Origin of the sequence: Ideonella sp. (assembly GCF_041918995.1) — a bacterium.
GTDB lineage: Bacteria > Pseudomonadota > Gammaproteobacteria > Burkholderiales > Burkholderiaceae_C > Ideonella.
In genome coordinates, this window is sequence record NZ_JAYRUN010000001.1 from 241,330 (window position 1) to 256,351 (window position 15,022).

Annotated in this window: 15 protein-coding genes and 1 pseudogene; 10 read left to right on the forward strand and 6 right to left on the reverse strand. The window is 74.3% G+C overall.

The window, feature by feature from the left end:
• Position 1: 1 nt before the first annotated feature.
• The 3 genes from ACE3UN_RS01170 to fghA all read left to right on the forward strand — a co-directional run bounded on the left by ACE3UN_RS01170 (position 2) and on the right by fghA (position 2,786).
• On the forward strand, positions 2-730 hold the full coding sequence (locus ACE3UN_RS01170; RefSeq protein WP_374673063.1) for a GntR family transcriptional regulator: 729 nt from the start codon (positions 2-4) through the stop codon (positions 728-730).
• A gap of 87 nt (positions 731-817) precedes the next feature.
• Entirely contained in the window at positions 818-1,927 is a 1,110-nt protein-coding gene (locus tag ACE3UN_RS01175) for an S-(hydroxymethyl)glutathione dehydrogenase/class III alcohol dehydrogenase (RefSeq protein ID WP_374673064.1), read from the forward strand.
• Positions 1,928-1,946: 19 nt separating this feature from the next.
• The gene (gene fghA, locus ACE3UN_RS01180) at positions 1,947-2,786 is read left to right on the forward strand and encodes an S-formylglutathione hydrolase (RefSeq protein WP_374673065.1); all 840 of its coding nucleotides are present in this window, start codon (positions 1,947-1,949) and stop codon (positions 2,784-2,786) included.
• A gap of 252 nt (positions 2,787-3,038) precedes the next feature.
• Here the strand turns inward: fghA and ACE3UN_RS01185 are convergent.
• Both ACE3UN_RS01185 and selD read right to left on the reverse strand, forming a co-directional pair.
• Positions 3,039-3,227 (reverse strand): annotated as a pseudogene (locus ACE3UN_RS01185) (AIR synthase-related protein); the annotation flags it as partial.
• A 647-nt stretch (positions 3,228-3,874) separates the two neighbouring features.
• Complete coding sequence (gene selD / locus ACE3UN_RS01190) at positions 3,875-4,954, reverse strand: selenide, water dikinase SelD (RefSeq protein WP_374673066.1); 1,080 nt, start codon at positions 4,952-4,954, stop codon at positions 3,875-3,877.
• Between the two features lie 96 nt (positions 4,955-5,050).
• Here selD and ACE3UN_RS01195 point away from each other — a divergent pair, with 96 nt between their 5' ends.
• From ACE3UN_RS01195 to ACE3UN_RS01210, 4 genes are all read left to right on the forward strand, one after another.
• Positions 5,051-6,151 carry an SUMF1/EgtB/PvdO family nonheme iron enzyme gene (locus ACE3UN_RS01195; RefSeq protein WP_374673067.1) on the forward strand — a complete coding sequence of 367 codons (1,101 nt, stop codon included), beginning with the start codon at positions 5,051-5,053 and terminating at the stop codon, positions 6,149-6,151.
• 129 nt (positions 6,152-6,280) lie between these two features.
• Positions 6,281-7,531: an efflux RND transporter periplasmic adaptor subunit gene (locus tag ACE3UN_RS01200; protein ID WP_374673186.1), complete on the forward strand. Its 1,251-nt coding sequence runs from the start codon at positions 6,281-6,283 to the stop codon at positions 7,529-7,531.
• The gene (locus tag ACE3UN_RS01205; RefSeq protein ID WP_374673068.1) at positions 7,528-8,223 is read left to right on the forward strand and encodes an ABC transporter ATP-binding protein; all 696 of its coding nucleotides are present in this window, start codon (positions 7,528-7,530) and stop codon (positions 8,221-8,223) included. The genes ACE3UN_RS01200 and ACE3UN_RS01205 overlap by 4 nt, the downstream gene beginning before the upstream one ends.
• Positions 8,224-8,291: 68 nt before the next feature.
• Positions 8,292-9,146 (forward strand): alpha/beta hydrolase, encoded by an 855-nt coding sequence (locus tag ACE3UN_RS01210; RefSeq protein ID WP_374673069.1) that lies wholly within the window; start codon positions 8,292-8,294, stop codon positions 9,144-9,146.
• On the opposite strand, the gene ACE3UN_RS01215 is transcribed toward ACE3UN_RS01210, so the two are convergent.
• The 3 genes from ACE3UN_RS01215 to ACE3UN_RS01225 form a co-directional block, all read right to left on the reverse strand.
• Complete coding sequence (locus ACE3UN_RS01215) at positions 9,113-9,724, reverse strand: magnesium transporter (RefSeq protein WP_374673070.1); 612 nt, start codon at positions 9,722-9,724, stop codon at positions 9,113-9,115. The genes ACE3UN_RS01210 and ACE3UN_RS01215 overlap by 34 nt on opposite strands.
• 46 nt (positions 9,725-9,770) lie before the next feature.
• Complete coding sequence (locus ACE3UN_RS01220) at positions 9,771-10,019, reverse strand: hypothetical protein (protein ID WP_374673071.1); 249 nt, start codon at positions 10,017-10,019, stop codon at positions 9,771-9,773.
• 67 nt (positions 10,020-10,086) lie between these two features.
• A complete protein-coding gene (locus tag ACE3UN_RS01225) occupies positions 10,087-10,722 on the reverse strand; it encodes a cytochrome c oxidase subunit 3 (protein ID WP_374673072.1) in 636 nt (211 codons plus the stop codon).
• Between the two features lie 68 nt (positions 10,723-10,790).
• Here ACE3UN_RS01225 and ACE3UN_RS01230 point away from each other — a divergent pair, with 68 nt between their 5' ends.
• A complete protein-coding gene (locus ACE3UN_RS01230) occupies positions 10,791-12,041 on the forward strand; it encodes a ferritin-like protein (RefSeq protein ID WP_374673073.1) in 1,251 nt (416 codons plus the stop codon).
• A gap of 46 nt (positions 12,042-12,087) precedes the next feature.
• On the opposite strand, the gene ACE3UN_RS01235 is transcribed toward ACE3UN_RS01230, so the two are convergent.
• On the reverse strand, positions 12,088-12,462 hold the full coding sequence (locus tag ACE3UN_RS01235; RefSeq protein WP_374673074.1) for an MAPEG family protein: 375 nt from the start codon (positions 12,460-12,462) through the stop codon (positions 12,088-12,090).
• A 69-nt stretch (positions 12,463-12,531) separates the two neighbouring features.
• Here ACE3UN_RS01235 and ACE3UN_RS01240 point away from each other — a divergent pair, with 69 nt between their 5' ends.
• Both ACE3UN_RS01240 and ACE3UN_RS01245 read left to right on the forward strand, forming a co-directional pair.
• A complete protein-coding gene (locus ACE3UN_RS01240) occupies positions 12,532-13,689 on the forward strand; it encodes an ABC transporter permease (RefSeq protein ID WP_374673075.1) in 1,158 nt (385 codons plus the stop codon).
• Complete coding sequence (locus ACE3UN_RS01245; RefSeq protein ID WP_374673076.1) at positions 13,679-14,851, forward strand: ABC transporter permease; 1,173 nt, start codon at positions 13,679-13,681, stop codon at positions 14,849-14,851. Before ACE3UN_RS01240 ends, ACE3UN_RS01245 begins: the two co-directional genes overlap by 11 nt.
• The last annotated feature ends 171 nt before the right edge of the window (positions 14,852-15,022 follow it).

A 15,022-nucleotide genomic window follows, 5' to 3' on the forward strand; every position in this document is an offset into this window, starting at 1 on the left:
TATGCATAATTATGAATTCAAGCTTGACGCCTGTCTGACGCCCGTGCCCACCGCCGCCCTTCCGCCAGCCGATCCGCTGGCTCCCCGCGCCCTGTACCAGCAGGTGGCCGAGCGGCTGCGCGAGCAGATCTTCAACCGCGAGCTCGAGCCCGGCAGCTGGATCGACGAGCTCAAGCTCGCGCAGGAGTACGGCATCAGCCGCACCCCCCTGCGCGAGGCGCTGAAGGTGCTCGCCGTGGAGGGCCTGGTAACGATGAAGGTGCGCCGCGGCGCCTACGTCACCGAGATGTCCACCGACGACGTGCAGCAGGTCTACCGCCTGCTCGGCCTGCTGGAGGCCGACGCCGCCGCCGAGGTGGCCGAGCGCCGCCGCGCCGACGAGATCGCCGAGCTGCGCGCCCTGCACGACAAGCTGGAGAAGCAGGTGCGCCAGCGCGACGCCTTCTTCGCCGCCAACGAGCAGTTCCACCTGCGCCTGCTGGCGCTGGCCGGCAACCGCTGGCGCAGCCAGATCGTGGGCGACCTGCGCAAGGTGATGAAGCTCAACCGCCACCACTCGCTGTTCCGCCGCGGGCGCATCGCCGAGAGCCTGGCCGAGCACCGCGCGGTGATGCAGGCCATCGAGGCGGGCGACGGCGCCCGCGCCGCGCAGCTCATGCGCGAGCACTTCGCCAATGGCCTGGCCGCGGCCTCGCCGGCCCCCGCCCCTGCACCGGCCACACCGGCCTGATTCCCGCCCCGCCACGCTGCTTCTTCCCGCCTGTACAGTGGCCGCCTCGCGCCCGCCGGCGGCGCGCCATCGCCACCAGGAGAAGCCATGAAATCGCGTGCCGCCGTCGCCTTCCAGGCCGGCCAGCCCCTGCAGGTCGTCGAGATCGATGTCGCGCCCCCGAAGCAGGGCGAGGTGCTGGTGAAGATCACGCACACCGGCGTGTGCCACACCGATGCCTTCACCCTCAGCGGCGACGACCCCGAGGGCCTGTTCCCGGTGGTGCTGGGCCACGAGGGCGCCGGCATCGTGGTGGAGGTGGGCGAAGGCGTCACGAGCGTCAAGCCCGGCGACCACGTCATCCCGCTGTACACCGCCGAGTGCGGCCAGTGCCTGTTCTGCCGCAGCGGCAAGACCAACCTGTGCGTGGCCGTGCGCGCCACGCAGGGCAAGGGCGTCATGCCCGACGGCAGCACCCGCTTCTCGTACAACGGCCAGCCGCTGTACCACTACATGGGCTGCTCCACCTTCAGCGAGTACACCGTGGTGGCCGAGGTCTCGCTGGCGAAGATCCACCCCGAGGCCGACCCCGAGCAGGTGTGCCTGCTGGGCTGCGGCGTCACCACCGGCCTGGGCGCGGTGAAGAACACCGCCAAGGTGCAGCCGGGCGACACCGTGGCCGTGTTCGGCCTGGGGGGCATCGGCCTGGCCGTGGTGCATGGCGCGCAGCTGGCCGGCGCCGGCCGCATCATCGCCATCGACACCAACCCCGGCAAGTTCGAGCTGGCGCGCGCCTTCGGCGCCACCGACTGCGTGAACCCCAAGGACCACGACAAGCCCATCCAGCAGGTGATCGTCGAGATGACCGGCTGGGGCGTGGACCACTCCTTCGAATGCATCGGCAACGTGCAGGTGATGCGCGCGGCGCTGGAGTGCGCGCACCGTGGCTGGGGCCAGTCCGTCATCATCGGCGTGGCCGGCGCGGGGCAGGAGATCTCCACCCGCCCGTTCCAGCTCGTCACCGGGCGGCGCTGGCTGGGCACGGCCTTCGGTGGCGTCAAGGGCCGCAGCGAGCTGCCCGGCATGGTGGAAGACGCGATGGCCGGCCGCATCCGGCTGGCGCCCTTCGTCACCCACACGATGCCGCTCACCGGCATCAACGAGGCGTTCGACCTGATGCACCGGGGCGAGTCCATCCGCACCGTGCTGCACTACTGAGCCCGGGAGCTGAGCCGCCATGGAACGCATCGAGCACCACGCCAGCTTCGGCGGCCGCCAGGAGGTGTGGCGCCACGCCTCGTCCACGCTGGGCTGCGACATGCGCCTGGGCGTGTACCTGCCGCCCGCCGCACTGGCCGGCCAGCCCTGCCCCGTGGTGGTGTGGCTCTCGGGCCTGACCTGCACCGAACAGAACTTCATCACCAAGGCCGGCGCGCAGGCCCACGCGGCGCGGCTGGGCCTGATCGTGGTGGCGCCCGACACCAGCCCGCGCGGCGACGGCGTGGCCAACGACCCGGGCTACGACCTGGGCCAGGGCGCCGGCTTCTACCTGAACGCCACGCAGGCCCCCTGGGCGCCCCACTTCCGCATGGAGGACTACGTGGTGGACGAGCTGCCCGCCCTCGTAGCGCAGCACGTCCCCACCACCGGCCGGCAGTCGATCTACGGCCACTCGATGGGCGGCCATGGCGCACTCACCCTGGCGCTGCGCCACCCCGGCCGCTACGCCAGCGTGTCGGCCTTCTCGCCCATCGTGGCGCCCAGCCAGGTGCCCTGGGGCCAGAAGGCGCTGCGCGCCTACCTGGGCGACGACCCCGCGGCCTGGGCCGCGCACGACACCGTGGCGCTGGTGGCCGGCGCCACCGAGCGGCTGCCGCTGCTCGTGGACCAGGGCGAGGCCGACGAGTTCCTCGCCACGCAGCTCAAGCCCGAGCTGCTCGAAACCGCCTGCGCCGCCGCCGGCCACCCGCTCACCCTGCGCCGGCACGCTGGCTACGACCACAGCTACTACTTCATCGCCAGCTTCATCGGCGAGCACCTGGCGCACCACGCGCAGGCGCTGGCGACGGCGGGCTGAGGCGCCACTTCCGTTCGCCCTGAGCTTGTGGAAGGGCCCCCTTTGCAGGACGAGCTGCCCTCCCGCCCACCCTGCATGCTTGCGCGGGCTTCGACAGGCTCGGCCCGAACGGAGGCTTCGCGGGGCCTTCGACAGGCTCAGGCCGAACGGCGGTGGCGGCTCAGGCAGAACGGAGGTGGCGGCTCAGGCCGAACGGCGGTAATGGCTCGGGCCGAACGGCGGGGGCGGCCAAGGCCGAACGGCGGGATTGGCTCAGGTTCCACGCACGCGCAGCGTGCCGCCGGGCCCGTCGGTGATCTCGCCGATCTCGGCGGCCTCGGCGAAGCCTTCGGCGCGGAACAGCGCCAGCACCGCGTCCACCGCATGTGGCGCGCAGGCCACCAGCAGGCCGCCGCTGGTCTGCGGGTCGGTCAGCAGCGCGCGGTCGGTGGCGTCCAGCCGTTCGTCCAGCAGCACGTCGGCGCCGTAGGCGGGCTACTACTTCATCGCCAGCTTCATCGGCGAGCACCTGGCGCACCACGCGCAGGCGCTGGCGGCCGCGGGCTGAGGCGCCACTTCCGTTCGCCCTGAGCTTGTCGAAGGGCCCCCTTTGCAGGACGAGCCGCCCTCCGGCCCGCACCGGCGCCCGCCCCGGTGGGCGATGTGGGCAGCGCCGAGAAGCGCAGGTGGCGGGTCGGCGCGCCCAAGGCGCGCTTCGTGATCTGACTCGCGGCGACTGTTCGAGCGCAGCGAACGCAGTGAGCGCAGCGAGTTGAGCCGCGCGACCCGCGGCCGAGCATCGCAGGGCACCTTCGGCCGTGAGGCCGAAGGCGCGGACGAATGAGCCCGACGGGGCGGGCGCCGGGGCGGGCTCGCGCCCACCTCTGCATGCTTGCGCGGGCTTCGACACGCTCAGCCCGAACGGAGGCTTCGCGGGGCCTTCGACAGGCTCAGGCCGAACGGAGGTGGTGGCTCAGGCTGAACGGCGGTGGCGGCTTAGGGCGAACGGCGGTAACGGCTCAGGCCGAACAGCGGGGGGCTCAGGCCGAACGGCGGTAATGGCTCAGGCCGAACGGCGGGGGCGGCTCAGGCCGAACGGCGGGATTGGCTCAGGTTCCACGCACGCGCAGCGTGCCGCCGGGCCCGTCGGTGATCTCGCCGATCTCGGCGGCCTCGGTGAAGCCCTCGGCGCGGAACACCGCCAGCACCGCGTCCACCGCGTGCGGCGCGCAGGCCACCAGCAGGCCGCCGCTGGTCTGCGGGTCGGTCAGCAGCGCGCGGTCGGTGGCGTCCAGGCGTTCGTCCAGCAGCACATCGGCGCCGTAGGCCGCCCAGTTGCGGCCGCTGGCGCCGGTGACCATGCCGTCCGCCGCCAGCGCGCGCACCTGCGCCAGCAGCGGCACGCGCGGCCAGTCGATGGCCACCTGCGCGTCCGCGCCCCGGGCCATCTCCAGCGCATGGCCGGCCAGGCCGAAGCCCGTCACGTCGGTCATGGCATGCACGCCGTCCAGCTCCGCCAGGCGCGGCCCCGGCGTGTTCAGCCGGGTGGTCGTGTCGATCATCGCGGCATAACCCGCCTCGTCCAGGCGCGCCTTCTTCAGCGCCGCCGAGAGCACGCCCACGCCCAGCGGCTTGCCCAGCACCAGGCGGTCGCCCTGCCGCGCCGCCGCGTTGCGCAGCACGCGCTGCGGGTGCACCAGGCCCAGCGCCACCAGGCCGTAGATGGGCTCCACCGAATCGATGGTGTGGCCGCCCGCGATGGGGATGCCGGCCGCCCGGCACACCGCCTGGCCACCGGCCAGGATGCGGCCGATGACCTCGGTGCCCAGCACGTTCACCGGCATGCCCACGATGGCCAGCGCCAGGATGGGCCGACCGCCCATGGCGTAAACATCGGAGATCGCGTTCGTGGCCGCGATGCGGCCGAAGTCGAACGGGTCGTCCACGATGGGCATGAAGAAGTCGGTGGTGGCGATCAGCGCCTGCTCGTCGTTGAGCTGCCACACGGCGGCGTCGTCGCTGGTCTCGATGCCCACCAGCAGCTCGGGCGGCACCGGCATGCCGGCCGTGCCGCGCAGGATCTCGCTGAGCACGCCCGGGGCGATCTTGCAGCCGCAGCCGCCACCGTGCGACAGCGAAGTCAGCCGGGGCGGCGCGGCAAGGGAAGAGGAATCGGCAGAAGTGTCCATGCCGGGGAGCCTACCAGCAGGCCCCTCGGCACGCCGCCCGCAGGGGCGCAGGCCAGCGGGCCGCGCGGCCCACGCCGCGGATAATCCGGCCCCGCCATGGACACCGCCGACACGCACGACACGCCCGACACCGCCGACCGCGTCGCCACCGCCGACACGCTCGCCACCGCCCTCGCAGGCGCGCGCGTGCGCAGCCTGCGCCTGTTCGCGCGCCTGCGGGCCGGCCTGGGGCCCGACAGCCTGCCGCGCTACCTGCCCGAGCTGAGCCCCCCGCTGTGGGACCTGGGCCACCTGGCCTGGCGCGAATCGCGCGGCCTGGGCCGCAACCCGCTGTGGCTGGCAGGCCGGCACGACGAGGCGGGCGCCCACGCCGCCGAGACCGACCTGCCGCCCGCCGACGCCTGGTTCGACGACCGGCGGGTGAACCACCCGGCGCGCTGGCACCAGATGCTGCCGCCCGCGGCCACGGTGCTGGGCTGGGCCGAGCGCACGCGCGCACGCAGCCTGGCCCTGCTGCCCACCGCGCGGCGCCACCCCGCCGCCCTGGCGCTGTTCGCGCAGGTGCTGCAGGCCGAGCAGGCGCTGCATGAGCACTGGCTGGGCATGGCGCAGACGCTGGGCATCGACCCCGGCGCGGATGCCGGTGACCCGGCCGCCGTGCCCGCGGGCGCCGCGCCGTCCCCCGACGGCGTGGACCTCGCGCCCGTCACCTGGGGCCAGGTGCTGGCCTTCGTGCAGGCCGGGGGTTATGCAGAGCGTGCGCATTGGTCGGCCGACGGCTGGGCCTGGCGCAAGCGGCTGCAGCTGCCGCGCCCGCGCCACCTGGCCGCGCCGGACGAGGCCATGGGCGAGCCGGGCTGGCGCCGCGCGCGCTTCGGCCAGTGGGTGCCGTTGGACGAGGCGCTGCCCGCCATGCACCTGAGCCGCCACGAGGCCGAGGCCTGGTGCCGCTGGGCGGGCCGCCGCCTGCCCAGCGCCGACGAGTGGCGACAGGCTGCCGCGCACACCGCCGGCTTCACCTGGGGACAGGTGTGGGAGTGGGTGGCGCCCGGCGATGGCGAAGGTGACGGCAACGGCGGCGCCGGCCAGCTCGTCGGTGGCTGCTTCGTGCAGCCGCTCGACACCCCCGCCACGCGCGCGCAGGACCCCGAGCGCCACGACGGTTTCTGGGGCTTCCGCTCCGCGCCGGCCGCCTGAGCACGGTCACGCCGTGCGGGCGCGGCCGCTGCGCCGCGGCCATGGCATGCTTGGCCCATGCCCGAACCCGAGAGCCCGGGCCGCGACGCCGGCCCCGCCACCGCCCCCTCCCCCGCCGCAGCCGCGTCCCTGCCGCCCTCCGGGCTGTCCGCCCTGCGGCGCCCGCCGCGCGCCGACACGCGGCGACATGGCCGCCGCCGATGGGCCATCGGCGCCGTGGCGGCCCTCGCGCTGGCCGCAGCCGCCTGGTGGGCCTGGCCGCGCGTGCCCGCGGTGGAGGTGGCCACCGTGCAACCGGCCTGGCCCTCGCAGCAGTACACCCAGCTCTCGGCCTCGGGCTACGTGGTGGCGCAGCGCCGCGCCGCGGTGTCGTCCAAGGCCACGGGCCGGCTGGTGGAACTGCACGTGCGCGAAGGCAGCCGCGTGCGCCAGGGTGAGCTGATCGCCCGTCTGGACGCCGCCGACGTGAGCGCCAGCCTGGGCGTGGCCCAGGCCGGCGAACGGCAGGCCCGCGCCGCCGCCGGCCAAGCCGAGGCCAACCTGGTGCTGGCGCAAGCGCAGCAGGCGCTGGCCGACCAGGACCTGCAGCGCACGCTGGGCCTGTCGGGGCAGGGCTTCGTGTCCACCCAGGCGGTGGACAGCGCGGGGACCCGCGCCCGCACCGCCGCCGCCAGCACCGCCGCCGCACGCGCCGCGCTGGCCACGGCCCAGGCGGCCGTCGGCCAGGCGCAGGCGCAGGTGGCCGTGGCGCGCGTGAACCGCGATTCCACCGAGATCCGCGCGCCCTTCGACGGCGTGGTGCTGGTGAAGAACGCCAACGTCGGCGACCTCATCACCCCCTTCTCCAGCGCCGCCGGCACGTCCGGCGCGGTGGTCACCCTGGCCGACCTGTCCACGCTGGAGGTGGAAGCCGACGTGTCCGAGTCCAGCGTGGGCAAGGTGGCGGTGGACCAGCCGGTGGAGATCACGCTGGACGCCCTGCCCGAGCTGCGCCTGGCCGGCAGCGTGGCGCGCATCGTGCCCACGGTGGACCGCGCCAAGGCCACCGTGATGACCAAGGTCCGCTTCGAGCGCATGGACGCGCGCGTGCTGCCGGAGATGAGCGCCAAGGTGAGCTTCCTGTCGCAGGCGCCCGGCGCGAACGAGCGCCAGCCGGTGCTGGCCGTGCCCCCCGGTGCGCTGGCCGAGCGCGAGGGCCGCCCCGTGCTGCTGCGCGTGGGCGCCGACGGCCGCGTGCAGGCGCTGCCGGTCAGCGCCGGCCGCCGGCTCGGTGAAGCGGTGGAGGTGTCGGGCGCAGGCCTGCAGCGTGGCGACCGCGTGGTGCTGGCGCCGCCGCCGGGGCTGCGTGACGGCCAGGCGGTGCGCGTGGCCGGCCGATGAGCGGCCCGCCCCTCATCCGCCTGCGCGGGCTGCGCAAGGCCTACCGCCGCGGCGGCCAGGACATCCCCGTGCTGCTGGACATCCACCTCGAGGTGGCCGCGGGCGAATTCGTCGCGCTCATGGGCCCGTCGGGCTCGGGCAAGAGCACGCTGCTCAACCTCATCGCCGGCATCGACCGGCCCGGCGCAGGCACGGTGGAGATCGGCGGCGTGGACATCGCCACGCTGGGCGAGGGCGAGCTGGCCGACTGGCGCGCCGAGCACGTGGGCTTCATCTTCCAGTTCTACAACCTGCTGCCGGTGCTCACCGCGGCCGAGAACGTGGAACTGCCGCTGCTGCTGACCGGCCTGGGCGCGCGCGAGCGCGCCGAGCGGGCCGCCGCCCTGCTGGCCATGGTGGGCCTGAGCGACCGGGCCGACCACCGCCCCGGCGAGCTCTCGGGCGGCCAGCAGCAGCGCGTGGCCATCGCCCGTGCCCTGGTGACCGACCCACCGCTGATCGTGGCCGACGAGCCCACCGGCGACCTGGACCGCGCCACCGGCGAGGAGGTGCTCGCCCTGATGGACCGCCTGGTGCGCGAGCTCGGCAAGACCATCGTGATGGTGACGCACGACCCCAAGGCCGCCGCCCGGGCACACCGCCTGGTGCACCTGGAGAAGGGCGTGCTGGTGGACGAGGTGCCCGGCGCCTGAGCGCGGGCGGCGTCGCCCACCGACGTCCTCGGCGCCGCGAACGGGCCCACCGCTTGCCGACACAGGGCATGCCCCTTCCCTCCCCTGGCGACGCCCCACCCGGCGCGCCCTGGCGGCCACTGGCCGCGGACCCCCGGTTCCACTTCGCCCTGCGCCGGCCCCATGCGCGGGGACGCCCAGCCCCCACCGGCCTGCTGGTGGCCGTGCACGACAGCACGCGCGACGTCGCCTCGCTGGTGCGGGCCTTCGCGCCGCTGGCCGACCGCCACGGCCTGCTCCTGCTGGCCCCCCACTTCCCCAAGAGCCCGCGGGGGGACGGCGAGGAGGACGGCTACAAGCGCCTGCAGGAGGGCCCCCTGCGCTACGACCGCCTGCTGCACGCCATGATCGACCAGGCCGCCGCCGAGGCGGGCGCACCGAGGGCCTGCATCACCCGCTTCTGCCTGTATGGCTACTCGGGCGGCGCGCAGTTCGCGCACCGCTACCTCTGGCTGTGGCCCGAGCGGCTGCATGCCGTGGTGGTGGGCGCGCCGGGCGAGGTGACGCTGCCGGACCCGCACGCCGCCTGGTGGGCCGGCGTGGCCGACACGGCGGCGCGCTTCGGCCGGCGGGTGGACGTGGCCGCCGCGGCCCGCGTGCCGGTGAAGCTGCTCATCGGCGAGCGCGACACCGAGACGCACGAGATCAAGCCCCAGCCACCCTCTCGCCTGTGGGCGCGCGCCGAGCAGCGCCGGGGCTCCGACCGACAGGACCGCATCGCCTGCCTGCATGCGGCACTGCAGGCGCTGGGCAGCCCGGTGAGCCTGGAGGTGATGCCCGGCGTCGCGCATGGCAGCGGCAATGCCGCGGCGCTGGCCCGCGCGACCGGGTTCTTCGAGCGCCAGCTCGCTCAGAAGAGCAACGCCGTGGCGAACCCGAAGTAGATGAGCAGGCTCAGCACGTCCTGCACGATGGTGGCCAGCGGCCCGCTGCCGTAGGCCGGGTCGAGCTTCAGCCGCTGCAGGGCCCAGGGCAGCATCAGCGGTGGCGAGCACGCTGCCCGCCAGCCCCACCAGCAGCCAGGGCAGGCGGTGCCGCGCGCGGCGCATGGGCGGCGCCTCCAGCGCCTCCAGCGCCCGCGTGGCGTCGGGCGTGCGCGCGCCGCCATCGGCCTCGCGCGTGATGCCGGCCAGGCGGTGCAGGTCCTCCACGTGCGGTGCAGCGCCCAGGACGCCATCTCCTCCTGGTCCATGCCGGGCGTGACGCGCGGGCCGTGCGGTTCCATGGCCTCGTCCACCCGCGCCGCGTCGTCCAGCGCCGCCAGCGCCTGCGGCGCCAGCGTGCCCAGCAGCCGGCCGTCACCGTCCAGCACGCACAGCAGGCTCCACGCCTGGTCGGCCCGCCGCTGGCGCAGCCGCGCCCGCACCTGCCCCACCGTGTCGCCCGGGTGCGCGACGAGCGGGTGCGGGTGGATGTGGTGGAACGAGGCCTCGGGCGGGTGCGTGGCGGGGGCGGGCGTCATGCCCCGGATTCTGGCCGGCCCGCGGCACAGTGGCGTGCCGTTCCGGTCATGCCGCCAGCGCCCGCCATGCCTCCCTGAGGGCGCTGAGCACCAGCAGCGCCGGGGCCAGCACCGCGAACGCACACACCAGGCGGTCGAACAGCGGCCCGGCGGCGCGCGAGTGCAGATAGCCGCGCACCAGCAGCCGCGCCTTGAGCGCACACAGCGCCGCGACCGCCAGCGCCGCAGCCAGCCGCCAGCCCGGGTGGGCGCCGTGCGCGGTGGTGAGGGCGCTGACCAGGGTCAGCACCACCAACAGCAGCCAAGTCCCCGTGGCCGTGTCGCGGGGTTTTGTGCCAGAGGCGGGCGCGGGGACTGCGGGATCAGGCATAGGCATAGAACAGGCCGAACAGCATGAGCCAGACCAGGTCGGTCGCATGCCAGTAGACCGCCAGGGACTGCAGGCCCCGGTGGTCCGCCGCGCTGTACTGGCCGGCATACAGGCGCGCGCTGCACCACGCCATGCCCAGCAGGCCCCAGCTGGCGTGGATGAAGTGATTGATGGTGAGGTACCAGTAGACGACCACGAACACCCCGGCGGTGGCGTCGAGCCCGTGGGCCATGTTCCAGCGCCACTCGAAGAGCTTCGTCACCGGGTACAGCGCACCCACGGCGAGCGCCGCGAGCATCCATCGCAGCGCAGCCCGGCGCCGGTCCTCAGCCATCGCCGCGAGTGCGCGGGTCAGCAGCCAGCCGCTGGTCACCATGGCGAGCGTGATGGCCACGCCACCGGCGGTCCACAGCTTGCTGGCCCCGGTCTGGAACGCCTCGGGATAGTGCCAGCGGGCGCTGAAGTACACGGCGAAGAAGACGGCGAACTCGACGAACTCCAGGCAGATGCCCACCCACATCGCCCGGTGCCCGGGAATGGGGTCGAGCCTCTGGTCCACGGCAGCGTCGGGCGCGGGGGCCGCGGCGGACGGCGTGGCGGACAGCGCAAGGTCCGGGTTCGGTGTCACCGGACCCATCATGCCTGTTCCGGCGGCGCGGCCCCGCGGAAGGAACGCGGTATGCCCGAGGGCCCGCCATGGCCTCTTCCCCACCCACCGGCGCCGCCCTGCCCACCACCCGCGAACAGCTGCTGCACCTGCTGACCGAGGCGGCCGAGCTGGAGCACAACCTGCTGTGCAGCTACCTCTATGCCGGCTTCAGCCTGAAGACCGGCACCGACGAGGACCTCACGGACGGCGAGCTCGCCGCCGTGTCCCGCTGGCGCGCCTCGCTGCGCACGGTGTGCATGGAGGAGATGGCCCACCTGGCGCAGGTGGCCAACCTGATGGTGGCGCTGGGTGCGCGGCCGCACTTCGACCGGCCCAACCTGCCCGTGGCGCCCGGCTACCACCCGGCGGGCATCGTGGTGGCGCTCGCGCCGTTCTCGGACGAGGCGCTGCAGCACTTCATCTTCCTCGAACGTGCGCCGCAGGACCCCCACCGCGACACGCCGCCGGCCGTGCCGGACAGCCCGCCCGCACCGGCCTCGCGTGCGCTGCCGCCCACCGCCCGCCTGACGCCCCATGCGCCGGACTACCGCACCATCGGCGAGTTCTATGCCCGCATCGCGGACGGCCTGCGGGCCCTGGCGGACCACTCGCCGCGGCCGTTCCCGGGCGGTGCCGCGGCGCAGATGCGCCCCGAGGAGCTGCCCGGCCAGCCGCTCGAGGTGGTGACGGACCTGGCCAGCGCGCTGCGCGCCATCGAGCAGGTGGTGGCGCAGGGCGAAGGCAGCGGCGACGACCGCGAGGACGGCCACTACGCCCGCTTCGTCGCCATGCAGCAGGAGCTGCGCGCGCTGCGCCGCCGGCGGCCCGGCTTCGAGCCGGCGCGCCCCGCGGCCACCCACCCGGTGATGCGGGCGCCGGTGGCGCGCGGCCGGGTGCACGTCACCCACCCGGCCGCGGTGCCGCTGCTGGATGCCTTCAATGCCAGCTACGCGCTCATGTTGCGCGCCTGGAGCACGCTGTACGACACGCCGCAGGCGCACGCCGACGTGCGGCAGGCGGTGTGGTCCGTCGCGGTGGGGGCCATGCACGCGATGGGCGAACTCGGCACCGCCCTGACCCGGCTGCCGGCCCGCCCTGGCCGCCGCGCGCCGCGGGCCGGGCCCACGTTCACGCTGCCGCGCCACACGGCGGGTTATCTGGGCGGCACCCCCGCGTTGGCGCTGCTGCAGGAGCGTGCCCGCGAGCTGATGGACGGGCTGGCCACGCTGGCCCTGCCGGCCGGCGCCCACCTGCGGCTGCAGCGCGCCACGGAGGGCTGGCACGGCGCCGCGCGCTGAGCCGGCCGCGGGCGCACCCCGGGCACCCTGCGCGCCAGGCGCGCCATCAGCCGGCGAAGAACAGCCCCAGCGCCGCCGCCACGGCCGCCACCCAGGCCACCGAGCGCAGCGCGGCCCAGTCCGCCAGGTACAGGCCGATGTAGGCCACGCGCGCCGCCACGAAGGCCAGCGCCAGCATGTCGACGGTGGCCTGGGGCGCCTGGTGCTGGTGCGCCACGAACAGGCCGGCGATGAACAGCGGCAGCGCCTCGAAGCCGTTGGCCTGCGCGGCGTTGGCACGTGCCCGCCAGCCGTCCTGGCGCGCCAGCCAGGCACGCGGGTCGTGGTTGTCCTTCAGCCCGAAGGCCCCGGCCTTGGCCACCCAGGCGCAGGACACGGGCAGCAGGCAGGCGACGAGCAGACAGAGCTGGGCAGTGGTCATGGGCGCATCCCTTGCAGATGAAGCAGGGGCGCAGCCTACACTGCCCCGGGCGCCCCACCCCCGCCGGCCATGTTCCTGCTCAAGCTGCTGCTGCTCAACGCGTTCCGCCACCGGCTGCGCACCGCGCTCACCATCGTGGGCCTGGTGGTGGCCGTGTGCGCCTTCGGCCTGCTGCGCACGCTGGTGGACGCCTGGTACGCCGGCGTGGCGGCCAGTTCCAGCACCCGCCTGGTCACACGCAGCTCGGTGTCGCTCACCTTCCCGCTGCCGCTGCACTACGCCCAACGCCTGAAGGGCGTGGAGGGCGTGACCACCATCTCGTGGGCCAACTGGTTCGGCGGCGTGTACCAGACCGAGCGCAACTTCTTCCCGCAGTTCGCGGTGGAGCCGGCCAGCTACCTGGCGCTGTACCCCGAGTACCTGCTGCCCGAGGACCAGAAGCAGGCCTTCCTGCGCGACCGCCGCGGCGCCATCGTGGGCCGCAAGCTCGCGCGCACCTACGGCTGGCAGGTGGGCGACCAGATCCCCCTGCGCGGCACCATCTACAGCGGCACCTGGACCTTCACGCTGCGCGGCATCTGGGACGGCGCCGAGGAGCGCACCGACGAGAACCAGATGCTGTTCCACTGGCAATACATCAACGAGACGATGCGCCGCAAGTACGGCCCGCGGGCGGACTTCGTCGGCGTGTACGTGCTGGGCATCGACCAGCCGGCCAATGCGGCGCTGGTGTCCGAGCGGGTGGACGCGCTGTTCCGCAACTCCGCCGCGGAGACGCTCACCGAGACCGAGGCCGCCTTCCAGCTGGGCTTCGTCTCCATGAGCCAGGCCATCCTGGTGGCCATCGAGGCGGTGAGCCTGATCCTCATCGTCATCATCATGGTGGTGATGGCCAACACCATGACCATGACCGCACGCGAGCGCATGGCCGAGTACGCCACGCTCAAGGCGCTGGGCTTCCCGCCCAGCTTCATCGTGCGGCTGCTGTTCGGCGAGAGCCTGCTCATCGCGCTGATCGGCGCGGCCATCGGCGTGGCGCTCACCTTCCCCGCCGTGCGCGCCATCGCGCAGGCGCTGGGCTCGTTCCTGCCCGCGTTCCAGGTGCAGCCCGCCACGGTGGCCATGCAGCTGGGCGCGGCGGCGCTGGTGGGCACGGTGGCCGCCGCCTGGCCCGCCTGGCGCATGGGCCGCATCGACATCGTGCAGGGGCTGCGCCATGTCGCCTAGCGGCCTGCCCTGGCGCTACGTGGCGCGCAACCTCTGGGCGCGCCGCGTGACCACCGCGCTCACGGCCGCCGGCATGGCGCTGGTGGTGTTCACCTTCGCCACCGTGCTGATGATGAGCGAGGGCATCCGCGCCACCCTGGTGGCCACCGGCCAGGCGGACAACCTGATGATCCTGCGCAAGGGCGCCAACGCCGAGATCAGCAGCGGCATCGACCGCGGCCAGGCCGCCATCCTGGCCGCGCTGCCGGGCGTGGCCAGCGTGGGCGGGCAGCGGCTCGTGTCGGCCGAGACCGTGGTGCTCAACACCCTGGCCAAGCGCGGCACCGGCGGGCCGGGCCAGGTGACCATGCGCGGCATGGGCCCGGCCGGCACCGCCCTGCGCCCCCAGGCGCGGCTGGTGCAGGGGCGCTGGTTCCGCCCGGGCACCGCCGAGATCGTGGTGGGGCGCTCGGTGGCCAGCGGCTTCGCCGGCGCCCAGCTGGGCGGCAGCCTGCGCTTCGGCGGGCGCGACTGGCAGATCGTGGGCGTGCTCGACGCCGGCGGCAGCGCCTTCGATTCCGAGATCTGGGGCGACGCCGAGCTGATGCTGCAGAGCTACCGCCGCGCGGCCTATTCCATCGTGGTGATGCGGGCGGCCAGCCTGGCCGAGGTGGCGCGCCTGCAGGCCGCCATCGCGGCCGACCTGCGCCTGCAGCTGGACGCCAAGCCCGAGGTGCAGTTCTACGAGGAGCAGAGCCGCGCCCTGGCCGAGTTCATCCGCATCCTGGGCAGCGTGCTGGCGGCCATCTTCTCCATCGGCGCGGTGGTGGGCGCCATGATCACCATGTTCGCCGCCGTGGCCCAGCGCACGGGCGAGATCGGCACCTTGCGCGCACTGGGCTTCCGCCGTGGCGCGGTGCTGCGCGCGTTCCTGGCCGAGAGCCTGGTCCTCAGCGCCGTGGGCGGCGTGGCCGGCCTGGCCGCGGCCAGCGTGATGCAGACCGTGGACATCTCCACCACCAACTTCCAGACCTTCGCCGAGCTGGCCTTCCGCTTCCGGCTCACCCCGTCGATCGCCGTGCAGGCTTTCCTGTTCGCGCTCGCCATGGGCGTGGCCGGCGGTTTCCTGCCCGCCTGGCGCGCCGCGCGGCTGAACATCGTGGATGGGCTGCGCGCGGCTTGAGGCGACCTGGCATTCGACGGATGGGGCAGGCGACCCACCGCCCGGTGGGGAACTCCACCCGCCCTGAGAACGCTGGCCGCGGCGGAAGCCGCCGGGGCGGGGCATGCGCCGACGAGACCTCCACTGGCGCCGTTACGATTCGCCCGCCAAGAAGACAACGGGAGGAGCCCG

Excerpts from the sequence above, each read along its gene's own strand:
- ACE3UN_RS01170 (WP_374673063.1), top strand. The coding sequence starts at position 2 with ATGCATAATTATGAATTCAAGCTTGACGCCTGTCTGACGCCCGTGCCC.
- ACE3UN_RS01175 (WP_374673064.1), top strand. The coding sequence starts at position 818 with ATGAAATCGCGTGCCGCCGTCGCCTTCCAGGCCGGCCAGCCCCTGCAG.
- fghA (WP_374673065.1), top strand. The coding sequence starts at position 1,947 with ATGGAACGCATCGAGCACCACGCCAGCTTCGGCGGCCGCCAGGAGGTG.
- selD (WP_374673066.1), bottom strand. The coding sequence starts at position 4,954 with ATGGACACTTCTGCCGATTCCTCTTCCCTTGCCGCGCCGCCCCGGCTG.
- ACE3UN_RS01195 (WP_374673067.1), top strand. The coding sequence starts at position 5,051 with ATGGACACCGCCGACACGCACGACACGCCCGACACCGCCGACCGCGTC.
- ACE3UN_RS01205 (WP_374673068.1), top strand. The coding sequence starts at position 7,528 with ATGAGCGGCCCGCCCCTCATCCGCCTGCGCGGGCTGCGCAAGGCCTAC.
- ACE3UN_RS01210 (WP_374673069.1), top strand. The coding sequence starts at position 8,292 with ATGCCCCTTCCCTCCCCTGGCGACGCCCCACCCGGCGCGCCCTGGCGG.
- ACE3UN_RS01215 (WP_374673070.1), bottom strand. The coding sequence starts at position 9,724 with ATGACGCCCGCCCCCGCCACGCACCCGCCCGAGGCCTCGTTCCACCAC.
- ACE3UN_RS01230 (WP_374673073.1), top strand. The coding sequence starts at position 10,791 with ATGGCCTCTTCCCCACCCACCGGCGCCGCCCTGCCCACCACCCGCGAA.
- ACE3UN_RS01235 (WP_374673074.1), bottom strand. The coding sequence starts at position 12,462 with ATGACCACTGCCCAGCTCTGTCTGCTCGTCGCCTGCCTGCTGCCCGTG.
- ACE3UN_RS01240 (WP_374673075.1), top strand. The coding sequence starts at position 12,532 with ATGTTCCTGCTCAAGCTGCTGCTGCTCAACGCGTTCCGCCACCGGCTG.
- ACE3UN_RS01245 (WP_374673076.1), top strand. The coding sequence starts at position 13,679 with ATGTCGCCTAGCGGCCTGCCCTGGCGCTACGTGGCGCGCAACCTCTGG.